The following is a 19681-nucleotide window of genomic DNA, read 5'->3' as shown; positions in this document are numbered from 1 at the left end:
GCTTCGGCTTCGGCTTCGGCTTCGGCTTCGGCTTCGGCTTCGGCTTCGGCTTCGGCTTCGGCTTCGGCTTCGGCTTCGGCTTCGGCTTCGGCTTCAGGCTGCTGCTCGGCCGGCGCGGCGGTCAAGGCCGACTCGGGGTTCTGGCGGAAGGCGCGGATACGTTGGATCAGGGCGTCCGGATCGGTCAGCGGCTGCCCGGCCTGCAGCTGGTCGAGCTGCTGCGCCAGGCAGTCGTGGCAGGCCTGGAGCAGCCCGACAAGGCCCGGGTTGGCCTGGAAGCGGCCATCGAGCAGGCCCTCGTAGAGCGATTCCAGTTCATGGGAGAGGTCACCGATCTCGCGGATCTCGGCCATGCGCGCGCCACCCTTGAGGGTGTGCAGGTCGCGCTGCAGGGTGGACAGCGGGGCCGGCACGTCCGGGGCCTGGGCCCACTGCGTCAGGGCCTGGCCGGCGCTGTCGAGGATGTCCACGGCCTCTTCGAGGAAGATCGCCACCATTTCCTCGTCCAGCGTCTGCGCGGGGACGGCCGCGCGAACGTTCTCCGGCTCGACCGGCGTGGGCTCCTGCGCCTCGGCGGGCGGCGCCGCCGGCCATTTCAGGCCTTCGGGCAGGTCTTCCGGCGCGGTGGGGCGGTCGAGCAGCAGCTCTTCGTCCTCCAGCGGGAAGTCGTCGGCGGTGAGCTGGTCGAGGTCGATGAAATCGCTCTCGCCGTCGGCCTCCGCCTGCACCGGCTCGGGTGCCTCATCGGCCTCCACGGCGGGCGCCTGGAGCAGGCGCTGCAGGGCCTCGACCTGTTGCGGGCAGGCGCTGACCTGCAACGCCGCGGCCACCTGGTCCATCATGCCGATCAGCGCCTCGTGGGCATCTTCGGCGGCGCCGAAGAAGTCGTCGCTCACCGCCAGCCGGCCCTGTTGCACCGCGCCGTAGACGGCCAGCAGCGCCTCGCAGAGTTCGGCCATCTGCGGCAGCTCGGCGTGCTGCGCGCCCTTGGCCAGTGTCGCCAGCTCCTCGTGCAGGGCGCCCAGTTCCTGGCCTTCATGGGGATGTTCGCGCCAGCGGCCGAGCAGGTCCTCGGCGTCCAGCAGGATGTTCATGCCCTCGGCGAGGAACAGGCTGAGCATCTGCGGATCGCCGCCACTCTCGCCGCTTTCGCCGCGACGCTTGGCCTCCGCGGCCTCCAGGCGCTCCTGCTGGACCTGGGCGATGCGCTGCAGCAACTCGTCGCCGCCGTCGATGTGCGCCAGCGGACGGCCGGCGTCCAGTTGTTGCAGACCCACTCTGAGCAGGCGCTCGGCCTCGCGCAGCAGCTCGGCCTCGCGCAGGTCGACCTGCAGCAGGTTGGTCTTGAACTCCTTCACCAGCCGCTCCAGCGGCGTGGCGATTTCCGCGATCGGCAGGATGCCGGCCATGTGCGCGCTGCCCTTGAGGGTATGCAGGGCACGCTGCAGGTCGTCGGTGACCGGCTGGGGCAGCTCGCGGTCACAGTCGGCGAGGAAGCCGCCGAGGGTTTCCAGGTGGGTCTCGGCCTCGTTGCGGAAGATTTCCAGCAGCTGCGGGTCGAGGCCTTCGTCCAGGGCCGCGGCTTCGACCGCCGGCTCCAGTGCCACTTCTTCGATCGCCGGTGTTTCCCCGCCTTCCGGCGGCGGCACCGGTTCGCCCTTGGCCAGGGCGTGGGCGGTGGCGGCGAGTTGGTCGACGTCGTCGCGCTGACGCTGCGCGCTGGCGGCGAACTCGTCCACCAGCGACGGCATCAGGGCCACCACGTCGCCGATCACCTGCAGCACCGGCGCGCTGGCCGCGATGCTGCGGTCGAGCACGCGGTTGAGCAGGTTCTCGATGGACCAGGCCAGTTCGCCGACCACCAGCGCCCGGACCATGCGCCCGCTGCCCTTGAGGGTGTGGAAGGCGCGGCGGATCTCGGTCAGCGCTTCGCGATCGTCGACGTCGGCCTGCCAGCGCGGCAGGTATTCGTTGATGGTTTCCAGGACCTCGCCGGCCTCTTCGATGAAGACCTCGCGCAGCTCCTCGTCCACCGGTTCCTCGTCGGCCGGCGGCGGCAGCAGGCTGGGCGGCACCTCGCGGGCCGGCGGGTTGATCGCCTGGGCCGGGGTGGCCATCACCTCGGCCAGGGACAGCGGCTTCGCCTCCTCCGGCTCGGCCTCGGGCTCGATCGGCGGTGACGGCAGCTCGACCTCGGGCAGGTCCAGCGCGGCCATGTCCAGGTCTTCCCAGGCCTGGTCCGCGGCGCTGGGCTGCTCGCTGGCCGGAGCCTCGTCGAGGTCCAGGGCCGCTAGCTCGGGCAGCTCTTCCAGAGATGACTCAGGCGCATCGAACGGGGCATCCAGCTCCAGCGCGGACAGTTCGTCGCTCGCCGGCGGCTCGTCGGCGAGGGGTTCCAGGCTCCACTCGCCCAGGCCCGGTGCGCTATCACCGGGTTGCGGCGCGTCGAACGCCAGGTCCCATTCGAGTTCGCTGGCCGGCGCCGACGGAGTGGCTTCCGGCTCGGCACCGGCATCCAGTGACGGCAGGTCCTCCAGGCTCCACGAGGTGTCGGAGGTGGAGGGGGGTTCTTCGTCCAGCGTCCACTGGATTTCGCCTTCCGCGGCTGCGGGGCTCGCGGCGGCATCCAGGGCCGGCAGGTCGTCGAGGGTCCAGGAATCGCCTGCGGCCGCCAGGCCCGGGGCTGCGGGCGCCACTTCGGAGCCGGGCAGCGGCTCCAGGCTGTCCAGGGACAGGCTCTCGTCCAGCGACCAGCTCGGCTCCACCGGATCGGCGGGCGATTCCAGCGGCGCGTCCAGGCTGAAGTCGACGCCGGCATCGTCGAGCGCCGGTGTCTCGGGCTCGGCCAGGGTCCAGTTGTCGTCGGAGACCAGCAACGGCGCCTCGACGTCTTCGCGGATCGGCGCCGCTTCCTCGGTGGCCGGCAGGTCCCAGGCCAGCTCGTCGCCGGGCTGGGCGAGATCGCCGGCATTGGCCGGTTCCCAGCCGGGCTCGGCGGCGAAGGCCTGGGCGGCCTCGGGCACTATGTCGTCCGGCGCCTGCAGCTCGTCGACGACGCCCTGTTCCGCCAGCACGTCGGCGGCGGCGCTGGTCGCCAGCAGGTCGATTTCCGCCAGCGCCTCGTCCGCCGGGGCGTCGGGCGTCGGCATGTCGAGGATGGAAGGCCGCGACTTGAGCGGATAGCCCAGCTGTTCCAGGCTCTCCTCGGCGACGTCGAGGATCAGCTCGCCGGAGCTGCCCTGGTCCTCGGAAAGGCGTTCGAGGTAGTACTCGACGCCGGTGATGGCGTCGGCCAGGGTGTCCAGGCTGTGCCAGTCCGGCACCGCCTGGCGTGCCAGCAGCTGTTCCTGGATGTAGCGGTTGCAGGCCTCCAGCAGCCGGGCCGCGCGCCCCTGGTCGATCATTTCCAGGCCGCCACGGACCTGGGTCAACAGTTCCGGCACCCGCGCCAGGTGCTCGTGGTTCCACTGCGAGGCGATGAACTCGATGATGGCGTCCTTGGCCAGCTCCAGGCCGTTGCGCGCCTCCTTGATCACCACCTGGTGGATCTGCGCCACGTCGGTGGTCGGCAGGCGGCTCTCCTCGTCGCCATGTTCCTCGCTGGGCCCGGCCATGCCGGCCAGGGTGGCCTCGACGTAGAGCAGCGCGCCGGCGACGTCCATCAGGGTGGCGTCGCTGGGTTCGCGACGCCCGTCGGCCAGGGCGCCGACCACTTCGAGCTGGTCGAGGATCACCCGGCGCGGCTGGCCGAAGCCGAGCACCGCCAGGGTGTCGGCGATCTGCTTGAGCGGCGTCACCAGGGCCTGGAGGTCCGCCACCGCGGAGCGGTCGCTGCGCACGAAGAGGTCGAGGCTGTCCTTGACCCGCACCAGTTCCTCGCACAGGGCGCCGACCACCGAGCGCATGGCGTCGCGGTCCGGGCCGGCCAGGCGGGCGCGTTCCTCGTCCACCACGGCGGCGCCGGGCAGCGCCTCGTCGAGGCGGTACTCGTCCTTGACCTCGCGCACCTTGGGCGACTGATCGGACGCCTTGGCCACATAGAACAGCAGGTTCTTCACCAACTCGTCGGGCGCCGCCTGGTTCATCCCGTCGGCGCCCTCCTCGACCAGGCGCTTGAACTCGCGGTCGACCTGGCGCAGCAGGTTGCGCACCGTGGTGCCATTGGCGATGCTGCCGTTGGCCAGGCCCTCGACCATGGCCGAGGCGATGGTCCACAGGCGGCCCAGCGGGGCCTCCTTGCACAGCGATTCGAGGCGGGCGAAGACCCGCGCCATGTAGCCCAGGTTGGTCGGCAGGTCCTGGTTGCGGATCACCCCGACCAGCGCCACCTGCAGCATCTGCCGCAGCTTGCGCAGCAGCGTCGGCAGCTCGGAGGTGCGCAGGCGCGCCAGGGCGTCGTGGGGCAGCAGCGGCTTGCCGCCGGACAGGTCGGGGGCGAACAGGCTGGTTTCCGAAAGCAGCTTCTCGCCGCGGGCGGCGCGCAGGTCGTTGAGCAGCGGCAGCACCACCATCGGCAGGTCGCGGCGCGCGCTCTGGATACGGTCCAGGTACACCGGCAGTTGCAGGATGGCCTGCATCAGCACTTCCAGGGCCTCGCCCTGGCTGGGCACGCGCTGGTCGATCAGCGCCTGGGTGAGCTGCTCCATTTCCTCGGCGAGCAGGGCGGCGCCATAGAACTCCACCATCTGCAGGGTGCCCCGCACCTGGTGGACGTGGGCCAGGCAGAAACCCATGCGCGTGGGGTCCTGCGGATTCTCGACGAACGCCTCCAGGGCCTGCCGCGCCTGCTTGAGGGTCTCGGCGATCTCGCCTTTCACCCATTCCAGGGCGACATAATCGTGCCGATCACCCATAGCCACTCCACTCATGTGTCTGTGTCATCCCTTCCGGGTAAAGGCCAGAACCCGCTCGTCGGCCACCGGCACCAGGTCCGGGTGCTGCCATTCGGCAACCTCGCCAACGCCTATCACCAGCAGCCCACCCGGCGCCAGGCGCTCGGCCAGGCGGTTGAGGATGTCCCGGCGCCGCCAGCGGCGGAAGTAGATCAACAGGTTCTGACAGAAGATCACGTCCAGGCCGGACATGGGCGCCTGCCCCAGGTCCAGCACGTTCAATCGCGTACAGCACACCCGCTCGGCCAGCTCGGGTCGAACCCGGTAGCGGCCGTCGGCCTCTTCCCGGAAATAGCGTTGCCGCAGTTCGTCCTCGACATCCGCCAGCTTGCGCGCCGGGTACAGCGCCTCGCGGGCCTTGCCCAGGGCGCTGAGGCTAATATCGGTGCCGCTCACCCCGTACAGCGACGGCAGTTCCAGCTCGCGCAGCGCCTCGGCGACCACCATGGCCAGCGAGTACGGCTCCTCGCCGCTGGAACAGCCCACGCTCCACAGCGCCAGCGGCCGCCCCAGCGCCGGCAGGCGCTCGCGGACGTAGCCGGCGAGCAGCTCGAAGGACGGAAGGTGGCGGAAGAAGCGGGTTTCCTGGACGGTCAGGCGGTCCAGCAGGTTCGACCACTCCACCGCGCCCCGCGGGCCGTCGGTGACCTGGCGGTAGTAGCTGGCGTAGTCGCCGATGCCCAGTTCGCGCATGCGCGCGCCCAGGCTGGTCTGCAGGAAGGTCCGGCGCTGTTCGTTGACTACAACGCCGGTGCGTTCTTCCAGCAGAGCCTGCCAGTCGCGGAACTCCGCCGCCGACATGTCGGCCAACGGCTGCAACGACCAGACGCCAGTTGCCTGCATGTCGCGCCTCTCGCTCAAGACTGTCGTGCGCGGTGCCCTTCAGCCCCGCGCACCTCCGCTCAGGCCTGTTCTGCCAGGTCCGGCAGTTTGAAGCCGGATACCGAGTTGCGCATCTCGCTCGCCATCTTCGCCAGGTTGCCGATGCTGCGCGCAGTGGCGGTGGTACCGGCGGAAGTCTGCGAGGTGATCTCCTGGATCACGTTCATGGTGTTGGAAATGTGGCCGGCGGACGACGCCTGCTGACGGGCGGCGTTGGAGATGTTCTGGATCAGCGCCGCCAGGGTCTTGGATACCTTCTCGATCTCTTCCAGGGCCACACCGGCGTCCTGCGCCAGGCGGGCGCCGCGGACCACTTCGGAGGTGGTCTGCTCCATGGAGATCACCGCCTCGTTGGTGTCGGTCTGAATGGTCTTCACCAGCGCCTCGATCTGCTTGGTCGCGGCGGAGGAACGTTCCGCCAGGCGCTGTACCTCGTCCGCCACCACGGCGAAGCCGCGGCCCGCGTCACCGGCCATGGACGCCTGGATCGCGGCGTTCAGGGCGAGGATGTTGGTCTGGTCGGCGATGTCGTTGATCAGGCTGACGATGTCGCCGATCTCCTGGGACGACTCGCCCAGGCGCTTGATCCGCTTGGAGGTGTCCTGGATCTGTTCGCGGATGTTGTCCATGCCGGTGATGGTGTTGTGCACCACCTCGTTGCCCTTGTTGGCGATGGCCACGGAACGTTCCGCCACCGCGGAGGATTCGCTGGCGTTCGCCGATACCTGGTCGATGGACACGGCCATTTCGTTGATCGCCGCGGAGGCGCCGGCGATTTCCTGGGCCTGGTGCTCGGAGGCCTCGGCCAGGTGCATCGCCGTGGCCTGGGTTTCCTGGGCGGCGGCGGCCACCTGCACGGCGGTGAGGTTGATGGTTTCCACCAGCTCACGGAGCTGGTCGATGGAGTAGTTGATGGAGTCCGCGATGGCGCCGGTGAAGTCCTCGGTCACGGTCGCGGCCACGGTCAGGTCACCGTCGGCGAGGTCGGCGATCTCGTCGAGCAGCCGCAGGATCGCCGCCTGGTTGCGTTCGTTCTTCTCTGCGGTCTCGGCCAGCCGGCGGTTGGTCTCGCGGACCATCACCAGGCCGATGAGGATGATCGAGCCGAGGGCGAGGATGCCCAGCGCGACGCTCGCCACCTGGTTCAGGTGCCGGCCGCCGGCCAGGTTCTCGAAGCCGTCGGCCAGCTTGGAGGCCTTGTCCAGCAGGGTCTGCGAGCTGCTGAAGATGGTGTTGGCGGACTCGCGGACCTGGAACAGTTCCGGCGAGGTCTCGAGGATCTCGTCCACCGAGCCGGAAACGAACTCGAACAGCTCGGAAACCTCGTTGAGGCGATCCACCGCCTCGGCGTTGGTCACCTTGGAGATGCTCATCGCCGCGTTGCCTTCCTTCATGCCCTTGAGCACCCGGCCGAACAGGCTGGCGTCGCGGCCGAAGCTGTCGGCGGCCTGCACCGAGTTCTCGTCGCCGGCGAGCACCTTGTTCACCGAGCCGAGGATACGTTCGGCGAGCAGCGACTGGCGCTGGGCCACGGCGACCTGGTCGGCCGGCGCGCCGCTTTCCAGGAGGATGTCCACCACTTCCTCGTAGGTCACCTGCAGCTGCGGGATGGTCTCGGCGAGGGTCGCGGCCACCTGGTGCAGCGAGAGCACGGTCTGTTCGCTGGCGAGGATGGAGTCGGTGTTCTTGCGCAGCAGGTCCCAGTCCTTCTGCACGTCGGCCATCTGCGTCTGCACGGCGGCCGGGCTCGGCGGCAGGCCGGTGCTCTCGTCACCCTTGAGCAGCACGTTCCAGCGCTTCTCGAAGTCGTTGCGGGCGTCCTTCAGCGACTTGAACGCCTCGCTCTTGCCCGCCGCCGCTTCGGTGGCGTTCTTGGCGATCCGCTGCGACAGCACGCGCAGTTCGCCGGCATGGCCGATGTACTGCTTGTCGTGGTTCGACTGGGTGTTGAGGTAGGCGAAGTTGGCGAACAGCAGCACGATCGAGACGATCAGGACGATGAACAGCCCCGCGATCAGTGAACTGCTGCGCGTCCCCGCAAAGAGATTGCCTGTCTTGATTTTCTTCATATACGGCCCCCGCCTGGACCCACCACGATTTCGGTTTCCATGTCACGACACGGGCCGGAAGTTCCCGACCCAACCGGTTTCAACTAGCTGGCGACGTCGAGGAAGCCCGGGTGCTGCGCCAGGGCATGCGGGCTGAATACCAGCCAGGGCTGCTCTCGATGGAATACGCCATGAACAAAGGGTTGCAGGGCCGCCTCCAGGGGCGGCAACTGCTCGCTGAAGGCATCCACCGGGAAGTGCTGCATGCCCAGGACCTCATCGACGATGAGCCCGGCGAACACCTCCCCGTGTTCTACCACCAGCACGCGGCGCTGCTTGCGCAACGGCGACAGCTCCGCGCCGAGAAATCCGCACAGGTCCATGATCGGCAGCAGCCGACCGCGGACGTTGGCCACGCCCCGGACCCACTCGCGCACGCCGGGCAACAGGGTGTAGCGCGGCTCGTGGAGCACTTCGCCGACCTCCCCCATGGGCGCCACGAACAGGCGGCCGGCCATGCGGAAGCCGATGCCGTTCCAGCTCTGCACGACCTCGCGCTGCGCCGGCAGGCCGGCAGCCAGGCGACGGCAGCGCTGATCGATCTCGACGAGAAGCTGGAAGGGACTCTGGACTTCAGACATGCCGGCCCTGGCCTTTTCTAATAGTTATTCGGGCCCCGCCCGGCGTCAGCCGGCGAGTACCGCATTGATGGTCTTGAGCAGCGTTTCTTCGTCGACCGGCTTGGTCAGGTAGTCGCGAGCGCCCTGGCGCTTGCCCCAGACCTTGTCGGTCTCCTGGTCCTTGGTGGTGACGATGATGACCGGGATGGCGCTGGTCTCCGGGTCCTTGGACAACTGCCGGGTGGCCTGGAAGCCGTTCAGCCCGGGCATGACGATGTCCATCAGGACCACGTCCGGCTTCTCCTGCCGGGCCAGGGCGACGCCGTCGGCGCCGTTCTCCGCCTTGAGCACCTGGTGCGAATGCTTCTCCAGCATCGCGGTCAGCTTGTACATCTCGGTCGGAGAGTCATCAACAATGAGGATTCGAGCCATGGGGTCCCCCAGGAAAAGGCATCACCGGCACGCAGGGCCGGACATCAGGAAGCTTGCTCCACCGGGGTGAAGTCGGGCACGTGGGTCTTGATGGCGCCGAGCAGCTCTTCCTTGCTGAAGGGCTTGGTGAGGTACTGGTCGGAGCCGACGATACGACCCTTGGCCTTGTCGAACAGGCCGTCCTTGGAGGACAGCATGATCACCGGGGTGGATTTGAAGGCGCTGTTGTTCTTGATCAGGGCGCAGGTCTGATAGCCGTCGAGCCGAGGCATCATGATGTCGACGAAGATGATGTTCGGATGGGTGTCGGCGATCTTCGCCAGCGCGTCGAAGCCATCGATGGCCGTGATGACATCGCAGCCGACTTTCTTGAGCAGGGTTTCGGCGGTACGACGGATCGTCTTGGAATCGTCGATGACCATCACCTTCAAACCATCGGAATGCTGTTCCATGTTCGCCCTTTTACCATCTCGGTGAATCGTTACTGTCTTATATTCAGTGCGCTGACGCCCTGCCACCGTTCGGGCTGCGACCCAATCGTCGGAGTCTTTTAGCACACTCTCCCGCATCCATCCATAACACCCCGGATGCGCTGGCTTTTTCCTTGACCGGGCACATATCCGGCGCCACCCTGAGCATCCTTTTCCGCCCTTTTCGGCGCGGTTCGTCGCCGCACCACCCCCTTTCGGAGGACTCCCCATGAGCGTACGCCTGGGCATCGTGATGGACCCCATCGCGAGCATCAACTTCAAGAAGGACAGCTCCCTGGCGATGCTGCTGGCGGCCCAGGCCCGTGGCTGGACGCTGTTCTACATGGAACAACAGGATCTTTACCAGAAAGCGAACGCCGCACGGGCCAAGATTCGCCCCCTGAAGGTCTTCGACGACGCCGAGCGCTGGTACGAACTGGACCAGGAGATCGACCTGCCGCTCGCCGAGCTGGACGTGATCCTGATGCGCAAGGACCCGCCCTTCAACAACGAGTACATCTATTCCACCTACCTGCTGGAACAGGCCGAGCGCGCCGGCACCCTGGTGGTGAACCGCCCGCAGAGCCTGCGCGACTGCAACGAGAAGTTCTTCGCCACGCTGTTCCCGCAGTGCACGCCGCCGACACTGGTCACACGGCGCGCCGACATTCTGCGCGAGTTCGCCGCCGAACATCGTGACATCATTCTCAAACCCCTCGAAGGCATGGGCGGCACCATGATCTTCCGCCACCGCGAGGGCGACCCGAACCTCTCGGTGATCCTCGAGACCCTGACCCTGCACGGCCACCAGCAGATCATGGCACAGCGCTACATCCCGGAGATCAAGGACGGCGACAAGCGCATCCTGATGATCGACGGCGAGCCGGTGGAATACTGCCTGGCGCGCATCCCGGCCCAGGGCGAGACGCGCGGCAACCTCGCCGCCGGCGGCCGCGGCGTGGCCCAGCCGCTGACCGAGCGCGACCGCTGGATCGCCCAGCAGGTCGGTCCGCAGTTGCGCGAGCGCGGCCTGCTGTTCGTCGGCCTGGACGTGATCGGCGACTACCTCACCGAGATCAACGTCACCAGCCCGACCTGCATCCGCGAGATCGACAAGGCCTACGACACCCGCATCGGCGAGCGCCTGATGGACGCCATCGAGGGCAAGCTCAAGGCCCGCGCGGCGGCGGCGCAAGTTTGACGCAGCCGACAACTTGACGCTTGCCGCTTGCAGGCGGCGGCCGGGGAAAGCAGACTTCGCCCACCCCGGCCAACCCTATATGCAATGAACGCTGCAACCTCCCCCCAAGCCTTCCCGTCCTCCGGCGTCCGCCCGGCGGACCGCCTGGGCTTCACCCTGTTCGTGGCGGCGGTGCTGCATGTGGCGCTGATCCTCGGCGTGGGCTTCTCCATGCCCCACCCGAGCCAGCTGAGCAAGACGCTGGAAATCACCCTGGCCACCTTCAAGAGCGAGAAGAAGCCGGAGAAGGCCGACTACCTGGCGCAGATGAACCAGGAAGGCAGCGGCACCCTCGAGCACAAGGCCATCCCCAAGACCACCGAGCAGGCGCCGTTCCAGGACAGCGAGGCGAAGAAGGTCGCCCCGCCGCCGACGCCGAAGCAGGCCAAGGAGGCGGAATCGCCGAAGACCGCCGTGGCCACCAAGGCGCCGAAGCCGCAGAAGGTCCAGGCCAAGCCGCAGAAGCCCAAGGCCGAGCAGGTCGCCCAGCCGGCGCCGCAGTTCGACTCCAGCCAGCTGTCGGCGGAAATCTCCAGCCTCGAGGCGGACCTGGCCAAGGAGCGCCAGGCCTACGCCAAGCGCCCGCGCATCCACCGCCTGACCGCCGCCTCGACCATGCGCGACAAAGGCGCCTGGTACAAGGAGGAGTGGCGCAAGAAGATCGAGCGCATCGGCAACCTCAACTACCCCGACGAGGCCCGCCGCCAGCGCATCTACGGCAGCCTGCGGCTGCTGGTGTCGATCAACCGCGACGGCTCGCTGTACGAGGTGCAGGTGCTGGAATCCTCCGGGCAGCCTCTGCTCGACCAGGCCGCCCAGCGCATCGTCCGCCTGGCCGCGCCCTTCGCCCCGTTCAGCGGCGACCTGGCGGACATCGACCGCCTGGAAATCATCCGCACCTGGCGCTTCGAGCGCGGCGACCGCCTGTCGAGTCGATAGCCCCTTCCGGGCGGCTTGCAGGCCGCGCGCCCAAGCCTGAAACTAGCGCCATGAACACAGCGCCCACCTACCTCAAGCACCATTTCCTGATCGCCATGCCGCACATGGCCGATCCCAATTTCGCCCAGACCCTGACCTACCTGGTCGAGCACAACGAGCAGGGCGCCATGGGCCTGGTGATCAACCGCCCCAGCGGCCTGAACCTCAGCGACGTGCTCGAGCAACTGCGCCCCGAGCCCCTGCCGCCGGCGCGCTGCCAGGGCATCACCGTCTACAGCGGCGGCCCGGTGCAGACCGACCGCGGCTTCGTCCTGCACCCGGCCGGGCAACTGTTCCAGGCCACCCTGGAGCTGGGCGAGCTGAACCTCTCCACCTCCCAGGACGTGCTCTTCGCCATCGCCGACGGCAGCGGCCCCGCGCAGAGCGTCATCGCCCTCGGCTACGCCGGCTGGGAAGCCGGCCAGCTGGAAGCCGAGCTGGCCGACAACGCCTGGCTGACCTGCCCGGCCGACCTGGAGGTGCTCTTCGACGTGCCCGCCGAGCAGCGCCTGGCCGCCGCCGCGCAGCGCCTGGGGATCAATCTCAGCCTGCTCACCGCCCAGGCCGGGCACGCCTGATGGCCGCGCCGCGCCTGCTGCTGGGCTTCGACTACGGCACCAAGCAGATCGGCGTCGCCGTCGGCCAGGCGGTCACCGGCCAAGCCCGCGAACTCTGCGTGCTCAAAGCACAGAACGGCGTGCCGGACTGGAACCGCGTCGAGGCGCTGATCAAGGAATGGCAACCGGACGCCATCGTCGTCGGCCTGCCGCTGAACATGGACGGCACGCCCAGCGAGATGAGCGAGCGCGCCGAGAAGTTCGCCCGCCGCCTGCACGGCCGCTACAACCTGCCGGTGCACACCCACGACGAGCGCCTGACCACCTACGCCGCCAAGGGCGAGCGCCTGGCCCAGGGCCAGCGCGACGGCTACCGCGAACGCCCGGTGGACGCCCTGGCCGCGGCCCTGCTGCTCGAGGGCTGGCTGGAGGCCCACGGCGGCGCTTGACCTGCGGCAGTGCCGGCCGCAGCACACGCGCTAATCTTGAGCGGGTACCCGCCGCACACGGGCGCCCGAGGAATCCACGGCGGCCCAGCCTGGACCGCCACGAGTCATCCAGGAGATGTCATGAACCTGCCCAGTCCCGCCGAACTCCTGCCGCGCATGGCCACCGACCTGCGCAACCACCTCGCCGAGCGCGGCATAGACACGCCGCGCTTCGTCGGCATCCACACCGGCGGCATCTGGGTCGCCCAGGCCCTGCTCAAGGAACTGCACAGCGAGGAGATCCTCGGCATCCTCGACGTCTCCTTCTACCGCGACGACTTCACCCGCAGCGGCCTGCACCCGCAGGTCCGTCCGTCGGAACTGCCGTTCGAGATCGACGGCCAGCACCTGGTCCTGGTCGACGACGTGCTGATGAGCGGCCGCACCATCCGCGCCGCGCTCAACGAGCTGTTCGACTACGGCCGCCCGGCCAGCGTGACCCTGGTCTGCCTGCTGGACCTGAACGCCCGGGAACTGCCGATCCGCCCCGACGTGGTCGGTCAGACCCTGTCGCTGGCCCCCAATGAAAGGGTAAAATTGCGCGGTCCCGCACCACTCGTCCTCGAGCGCACCCTTATCAGCGCGCTCTGAACGCGCGCGCCACCTCTCCACATTTCAGGGCCTGCCCCATGCCGACAGACGCCAAGCGCCCGCTGCAGCTCAACGACCAGGGCCAGCTGCGCCACTTCCTCTCGCTCGACGGATTGCCCCGCGAGCTGCTGACCGAAATCCTCGACACCGCCGACTCCTTCCTCGAAGTCGGCGCGCGCGCGGTGAAGAAGGTCCCGCTGCTGCGCGGCAAGACCGTGTGCAACGTGTTCTTCGAGAACTCCACGCGCACCCGCACCACCTTCGAACTGGCCGCCCAGCGCCTGTCCGCCGACGTCATCACGCTGAACGTGTCGACCTCCTCGACCAGCAAGGGCGAGACCCTCACCGACACCCTGCGCAACCTCGAGGCCATGGCCGCCGACATGTTCGTCGTGCGCCACAGCGACTCGGGCGCGGCGCACTTCATCGCCGAGCACGTCAGCCCCAGGGTGGCTGTGATCAACGGCGGTGACGGCCGCCACGGGCACCCGACCCAGGGCATGCTCGACATGCTCACCATCCGCCGCCACAAGGGCAGCTTCGAGAACCTCTCGGTGGCCATCGTCGGCGACGTCCTGCACTCGCGGGTGGCGCGCTCGAACATGCTGGCGCTGAAGATCCTCGGCTGCCCGGACATCCGCGTCATCGCCCCGCGCACCCTGCTGCCGATCGGCCTGGAGGAGGTCTACGGGGTGAAGGTGTTCACCGACGCCAACGAAGGCCTCAAGGACGTCGACGTGGTCATCATGCTGCGCCTGCAGCGCGAGCGCATGCAGGGCGGCCTGCTGCCCAGCGAAGGCGAGTTCTTCAAGCTCTACGGCCTGACCCAGAAGCGCCTGAAGCTGGCCAAGCCCGATGCCATCGTCATGCACCCGGGGCCGATCAACCGCGGCGTGGAGATCGAATCCGCGGTGGCCGACGGCGAGCAGTCGGTGATCCTCAACCAGGTGACCTACGGGATCGCCATCCGCATGGCCGTGCTGTCCATGGCCATGAGCGGGCAGAACGCCCAACGCCAGCTGGAACAGGAGGACGCGCAATGACCGTCAGCATTCACGGCGCCCGCGTCATCGACCCGGCCAGCGGCCTGGACCAGGTCTGCGACGTCCATATAGAAGCCGGCAGGATCATCGCCCTGGGCCAGGCCCCGGCCGATTTCCACGCTGCCCAGGAGCTGGACGCCGCCGGCCTGATCGCCGCGCCCGGCCTGGTGGACCTGAACGTCGCCCTGCGCGAGCCGGGCTACAGCCGCAAGGGCAACATCGAGAGCGAAACCCGCGCCGCCAGCGCCGGCGGCGTCACCAGCCTGTGCTGCCCGCCGCAGACCAAGCCGGTGCTGGACACCCCGGCAGTAGCCGAGCTGATCCTCGACCGCGCCCGCGAGGCCGGCAACGCCAAGGTCTTCCCCATAGGCGCGCTGACCCGCGGACTGGCCGGCGAGCAGCTGTCCGAGCTGGCCGCCCTGCGCGACGCCGGCTGCGTGGCCTTCAGCAACGGCCTGGCGCCGCTGGCCAGCAACCGCGTGCTGCTGCGCTCGCTGGAGTACGCGGCAACCTTCGACCTGACGGTGATCTTCACCTCCCAGGATGCCGAACTGGCCCAGGGCGGCCTGGCCCACGACGGCCCCACCGCCAGCTTCCGCGGCCTGGCCGGCATCCCCGAGAGCGCCGAGACCGTGGCCCTGGCCCGCAACCTGCTGCTGGTGGAGCAGAGCGGCGTGCGCGCGCACTTCAGCCAGCTGACCAGCGCCCGCGGCGTGGAGATGATCGCCCAGGCCCAGGCCCGCGGCCTGCCGGTGACCGCCGACGTGGCGCTGTACCAGCTGATCCTCACCGACGAGGCCCTGGCCGACTTCTCCAGCCTCTACCACGTGCAACCGCCGCTGCGCTCGCGCAAGGATCGCGACGCCCTGCGCGAGGCGGTGAAGAGCGGCGTGATACAAGCCATCGCCAGTCACCATCAGCCCCACGAGGCGGACGCCAAGAACGCCCCCTTCGCCGACACCGAGCCGGGCATCAGCAGCGTCGAACTGCTGCTGCCGCTGGGCATGACTCTGGTGCAGGACGGCCTGCTCGACCTGCCGACCCTGCTGGCGCGCCTGACCAGCGGCCCGGCCGCCGCGCTGCGCCTGCCGGCCGGCCGCATAGCCGTGGGCGAGGCGGCAGACCTGGTGCTGTTCGAAGCCGAGGGCCAGACCCTGGCCGGCGAGACCTGGTACTCCCGCGGACAGAACAGCCCGTTCATGGGCCACTGCCTGCCGGGCGCGGTGCGCTGTACGCTGGTGGATGGGCATATCGTGCATGCCATCTGAGTTGCCCAGGCATGAAGAACAAGCCCGCCATCCGGCGGGCTTTTTCTTTTCCTGTAGGAGCGAGCTTGCTCGCGAACAGGGCTTGCCGGGAGCTTTCGGTGTTGAGCTTTAGAGCGCCCTCTCCCTAACCCTCTCCCTGAAGGGAGAGGGGACCGTTGGGCAGAGTTGGATGTGCTGGCGTCAGCCGGCTAGCACAGAGACTGCCGGCTGAAACCAGGCCTTCTCTCGGCACGAACAAGCCCCCTCTCCCTTCAGGGCGGGGCGCGCAGCCGAGGGCTGGGGAGAGGGGACGGAGGTGACCTCATGCACAGCATCGCCGGAAGGCACCGTTCGCGAGCAAGCTCGCTCCTACGAAAAGCGTCGGCCTCTAGATAGTCGCCAACGCCTGCGCCAAATCCGCACGCAGATCCTCGACATCCTCCACCCCCACCGACAACCGCACCAGCGCATCGCCTATCCCCAGCTCGGCCCGGGTAGCCGGCGGAATGGTGGCGTGGGTCATGATCGCCGGATGCTCGATCAGGCTCTCCACCCCGCCCAGGCTCTCGGCCAGGGCGAAGATGCGCACGTTCTCCAGGAAGCGTTTCGAGCCGGCCAGGTCAGTGGCCAGGTCCATCGAGATCATCCCGCCGAAGCCGTTCATCTGCCGCTTGGCCAGCTCGTGCTGCGGGTGCGAGGGCAGGCCCGGGTAGTGCACCCGCGCCACCTGCGGCTGGCGCTCCAGCCACTGGGCCAGTTCCAGGGCGTTGGCGCAGTGCCGTTCCATGCGCAGGGCCAGGGTTTTCACTCCGCGCAGGGTGAGGAAGGCGTCGAAGGGGCCGGCGATGGCGCCCACGGCGTTCTGCAGGAAGCCCAGACGCTCGGCCAGCTCCGGGTTGTCGCCGACCACGGCGATGCCGCCGATGACGTCGGAGTGGCCGTTCAGGTATTTGGTCGTCGAGTGCACCACCACGTCGAAGCCCAGTTCCAGCGGGCGCTGGATTCGCGGGCTGGCGAAGGTGTTGTCGGCCACGCAGAGGATGCCGCGGCTGCGGCACAGGCGGGCGATGGCCTCCAGGTCGGCCAGGCGCAGCAGCGGGTTGCTCGGCGTCTCGATCCACACCATGCGCGTCTCGGGGCGCAGTGCGGCTTCGATGGCGCCGATGTCGGTGAGGTCGACGAAGCTGAATTCGTGCCCGGCGCTGCGCCGGCGCACGCGCTCGAACAGGCGGAAGGTGCCACCGTAGATATCGTTGCCGGACACGATGTGCGAGCCGGCATCGAGCAATTCCAGGGTCGCCGAGATGGCCGCCAGCCCAGAGGCGAAGGCGAACGCCTTGGTGCCGCCCTCCAGGTCCGCCACGCAGCGCTCCAGGGCCCAGCGCGTGGGGTTGTGCGAGCGCCCGTAGTCCAGGCCCTTGTGCACCCCGGGGCTGTCCTGCAGGTAGGTGGAGTTGGCGTAGATCGGCGGCATCAGCGCGCCGGTGGAAGGGTCGGGCGCCTGGCCGGCGTGGATGACCCGCGTGGCGAAACCGCGCGGGGTCTTGGAATCCTGGCTCATGGGAGCGTTCTCCGGAGGTGGTTGAGCAAGTCGAAACGGGTGATCAGGCCATGGAAGCCCGAGGCGTCGGCGATGATGGCGACCAGGCCGCGGTCCAGCTCGGCCTGCAGTTCGGCCAGGCTGGCGTCCGGGGCCAGGGTTTCCAGGCGGGTGGTCATGGCGCTGGCCACCGGCTGGCGAAAATGGCTGGCGTCGGTGTGCACGCCCAGCAGGATATCGGATTCGTCGATGACCCCGACCAGCCTGCCGTTGGCCAGCACCGGCAGTTGCGAGACGTCGGCCAGGCGCATGCGCTGGAAGGCGGTGAGCAGGGTGTCGTCCGGCCCCACGCTGATCACCCGGCCCTCCTCGAAGCGCCGCGCGATGATGTCGCGCAGGTCGCCGTAGCGCTTGCGTTGCAGCAACCCCTGGTCGGTCATCCACTGGTCGTTGTAGACCTTGGACAGGTAGCGCGTGCCGGTATCGCAGACGAAGCTGAGCACGCGCTTGGGCTGCGTCTGCTCGCGGCAGTAGCGCAAGGCGGCGGCCAGCAGGGTGCCGGTGGAGGAACCGCCGGGAATGCCCTCGGCGCGCAGCAGTTCGCGGGCGTGGGCGAAGCTTTCCTCGTCGCTGATGGAATAGGCGTGGCGCACGCTGGAGAGGTCGGCGATGGAGGGAATGAAGTCCTCACCTATGCCTTCCACCGCCCAGGAACCGACCTCGCCCAGGGTACCGTCGCGCACGTAGCCGGCCATCACCGAGCCCACCGGGTCGGCCAGGACCATCTCCAGGTTCGGCTGCACCTGGCGGAAGAAGCGCGTCAGCCCGGTGAGGGTGCCGGCGGAACCGACGCCAACGACGATGGCGTCCAGGTCATGGCCGGTCTGCTGCCAGATTTCCGGGGCGGTGCTGGTTTCGTGGGCCAGGGGGTTGGCCGGGTTGTTGAACTGGTCGGCGAAGAAGGCCCCGGGGATTTCCGCAGCCAGGCGCGCGGCCACGTCCTGGTAGTACTCCGGGTGGCCCTTGCCGACGTCGGAGCGGGTGATGTGCACCTCGGCGCCCATGGCCTTGAGGTGCAGGACCTTCTCGCTGGACATCTTGTCCGGCACCACCAGCACTACCCGGTAGCCTTTGGCGCGGCCCACCAGGGCCAGGCCCAGGCCGGTGTTGCCGGCGGTGGCCTCGACTATGGTCCCGCCGGGCTGCAGGCGGCCGTCGCGCTCGGCGGTCTCGATCATGGCCACGCCGATGCGGTCCTTGATCGAGCCGCCGGGGTTCTGCGATTCCAGCTTGAGGAACAGGGTGCAGGGGCCGGTATCGAAGCGGCTGACCTGCACCAGCGGCGTGTTGCCGATCAGGTCGAGTACGGCAGGACGAAGTTCGTTGCTCATGGCATCCACTCCTTGTCGGCGCCGCGGGGATCGCCCGGCGGCGCGCCTTTATGGTCTTCCTGACCATAGGCCGGCGACGCGCCCGTCGCCATGCCGGCTGACGAAAAAGCCCGCCGGAGGGCGGGCTTTCTGGCAAGGAACGCTTACAGCCGCTGCGGGCCGTTGCGCTCGGAAACCTGGGCGTTGAGCGTCCAGAAGTCGTAGAGCACGCCGATGAAGAACAGGCCGCCGGTGAACAGGTAGAGGATGCCGGTCAGCCACTTGCCCATGTACATGCGGTGCACGCCGAACACGCCGAGGAAGGTCAGCAGTATCCAGGCCACGTTGTAGTCCAGGGCGCCGCTGCGGTAGCGCAGGTCGGCCTCGTCGTCCATCGAGGGGATCAGGAACAGGTCGATGATCCAGCCGATGAAGAACAGCCCGAGAGTGAAGAACCAGATGGTCCCGCTCACCGGCTTGCCATAGTAGAAGCGGTGCGAACCGGTGAAGCCGAAGATCCACAGCAGGTAGCCGATGACCTTGCTGTGGGTGTCGGGGGTATTGGGCATGAAGCGCTCCTTGGCGGGGATTCCTGGATTCGACCGACGCGGTCACGGCGGGTTTGCCACAACTGTAAGAAAAGTTGTGGGGAATACAAAGCCGCGGACGGCAAAAGCCCGTCCGAGAACGTAATACTGTTCATTCAAGCGATGCGGTGGGTCGGCGAAGGTGCCCAGGGCTGGCTCCGCTCCCTCACCCCAGCCCTCTCCCGGAGGGAGAGGGGGTCGTTTGGAGTGGGTGGGAAATCTAGAGTCATCCTGAAACTCCTCACCCACCCCCGTCATTCCCGCGAACGCGGGACGCGGCTCCATCGCGAACAGCGCTTGCGCTGGCCCGAAGGGGAATAACCCAGTGACGGTCGGGTTCGCGAGCAAGCTCGCTCCTACGAAGAGCAAAGCGGCTCAGCTCTGGCTTTTGGACTTCCAGAGAAGCATCCACACGCACCGGAACGCCCCTTCAGAAGGCCGAGCGAAACCGGCGCTCAGGAGGTCATGCGACATGGATGTCGCGAGAGCCCCGCGGGCTACAGGGACGTACCCTCGGGGCGGGCCTCCGTGGCGGGGGAATTCGTGAGGGTAGCCCGGCTCCATCGGGCCCGTATGTCGGGGCAAGCCTTTTTGGTTCCTTTTGTGGCGTTTGACAAAAGGGACTCGCCCGAGGGGGCGAAACAAGACGGTCGGGCAGACTCGGTGCGGCGCAGAAACACCCAAGCCAAGGCAACT

16 protein-coding genes are annotated in these 19681 nt (G+C 68.2%); 7 read left to right on the top strand and 9 right to left on the bottom strand.

The window, feature by feature from the left end:
- The 6 genes from BM060_RS31540 to pilG form a co-directional block, all read right to left on the bottom strand.
- Nucleotides 1-4853: Hpt domain-containing protein (locus BM060_RS31540; protein ID WP_256257889.1), on the bottom strand; the 4853-nt coding region annotated here is incomplete at its 3' end.
- A 24-nt stretch (nt 4854-4877) separates the two neighbouring features.
- On the bottom strand, nt 4878-5735 hold the full coding sequence (locus BM060_RS31535) for a protein-glutamate O-methyltransferase (RefSeq protein WP_074986431.1): 858 nt from the start codon (nt 5733-5735) through the stop codon (nt 4878-4880).
- Between the two features lie 59 nt (nt 5736-5794).
- Nucleotides 5795-7843, bottom strand: a complete 2049-nt coding sequence (locus tag BM060_RS31530; protein WP_074986429.1) for a methyl-accepting chemotaxis protein — start codon at nt 7841-7843, stop codon at nt 5795-5797.
- 83 nt (nt 7844-7926) lie between these two features.
- Entirely contained in the window at nt 7927-8463 is a 537-nt protein-coding gene (locus tag BM060_RS31525; RefSeq protein ID WP_009615258.1) for a chemotaxis protein CheW, read from the bottom strand.
- A gap of 45 nt (nt 8464-8508) precedes the next feature.
- Nucleotides 8509-8874 carry a twitching motility response regulator PilH gene (gene pilH, locus BM060_RS31520; protein WP_009615257.1) on the bottom strand — a complete coding sequence of 122 codons (366 nt, stop codon included), beginning with the start codon at nt 8872-8874 and terminating at the stop codon, nt 8509-8511.
- 44 nt (nt 8875-8918) lie between these two features.
- Nucleotides 8919-9326 (bottom strand): twitching motility response regulator PilG, encoded by a 408-nt coding sequence (gene pilG / locus BM060_RS31515; protein ID WP_009615249.1) that lies wholly within the window; start codon nt 9324-9326, stop codon nt 8919-8921.
- Between the two features lie 247 nt (nt 9327-9573).
- On the opposite strand from pilG, the gene gshB reads away from it, so the two are divergent.
- The 7 genes from gshB (at nt 9574) to BM060_RS31480 (ending at nt 15509) form a co-directional block, all read left to right on the top strand.
- Nucleotides 9574-10545 carry a glutathione synthase gene (gshB, locus tag BM060_RS31510; RefSeq protein WP_043317848.1) on the top strand — a complete coding sequence of 324 codons (972 nt, stop codon included), beginning with the start codon at nt 9574-9576 and terminating at the stop codon, nt 10543-10545.
- Between the two features lie 84 nt (nt 10546-10629).
- Nucleotides 10630-11523, top strand: a complete 894-nt coding sequence (locus BM060_RS31505; protein WP_009615247.1) for an energy transducer TonB — start codon at nt 10630-10632, stop codon at nt 11521-11523.
- A 50-nt stretch (nt 11524-11573) separates the two neighbouring features.
- Nucleotides 11574-12140 carry a YqgE/AlgH family protein gene (locus BM060_RS31500; RefSeq protein WP_074986427.1) on the top strand — a complete coding sequence of 189 codons (567 nt, stop codon included), beginning with the start codon at nt 11574-11576 and terminating at the stop codon, nt 12138-12140.
- Nucleotides 12140-12568, top strand: coding sequence for a Holliday junction resolvase RuvX (gene ruvX / locus BM060_RS31495; RefSeq protein WP_074986425.1), 429 nt, complete (start codon nt 12140-12142; stop codon nt 12566-12568). Before BM060_RS31500 ends, ruvX begins: the two co-directional genes overlap by 1 nt.
- A gap of 120 nt (nt 12569-12688) precedes the next feature.
- A complete protein-coding gene (gene pyrR, locus BM060_RS31490; RefSeq protein ID WP_009615244.1) occupies nt 12689-13198 on the top strand; it encodes a bifunctional pyr operon transcriptional regulator/uracil phosphoribosyltransferase PyrR in 510 nt (169 codons plus the stop codon).
- Between the two features lie 38 nt (nt 13199-13236).
- On the top strand, nt 13237-14241 hold the full coding sequence (locus BM060_RS31485) for an aspartate carbamoyltransferase catalytic subunit (protein ID WP_061560518.1): 1005 nt from the start codon (nt 13237-13239) through the stop codon (nt 14239-14241).
- Complete coding sequence (locus BM060_RS31480; RefSeq protein ID WP_074986424.1) at nt 14238-15509, top strand: dihydroorotase; 1272 nt, start codon at nt 14238-14240, stop codon at nt 15507-15509. Before BM060_RS31485 ends, BM060_RS31480 begins: the two co-directional genes overlap by 4 nt.
- 367 nt (nt 15510-15876) lie before the next feature.
- Here the strand turns inward: BM060_RS31480 and BM060_RS31475 are convergent, their stop codons facing one another.
- The 3 genes from BM060_RS31475 to BM060_RS31465 form a co-directional block, all read right to left on the bottom strand.
- Nucleotides 15877-17049: a cystathionine gamma-synthase gene (locus BM060_RS31475; RefSeq protein WP_074986422.1), complete on the bottom strand. Its 1173-nt coding sequence runs from the start codon at nt 17047-17049 to the stop codon at nt 15877-15879.
- A complete protein-coding gene (locus BM060_RS31470) occupies nt 17046-18419 on the bottom strand; it encodes a pyridoxal-phosphate dependent enzyme (protein ID WP_074986420.1) in 1374 nt (457 codons plus the stop codon). The genes BM060_RS31475 and BM060_RS31470 overlap by 4 nt, the downstream gene beginning before the upstream one ends.
- A 143-nt stretch (nt 18420-18562) precedes the next feature.
- Nucleotides 18563-18967 carry an NINE protein gene (locus BM060_RS31465; RefSeq protein ID WP_074986418.1) on the bottom strand — a complete coding sequence of 135 codons (405 nt, stop codon included), beginning with the start codon at nt 18965-18967 and terminating at the stop codon, nt 18563-18565.
- Nucleotides 18968-19681: the final 714 nt, after the last annotated feature.

Source organism: Pseudomonas citronellolis (genome assembly GCF_900112375.1).
Classification (GTDB): domain Bacteria; phylum Pseudomonadota; class Gammaproteobacteria; order Pseudomonadales; family Pseudomonadaceae; genus Pseudomonas; species Pseudomonas citronellolis.
This window is presented reverse-complemented; position numbering and strand designations above follow the sequence as displayed.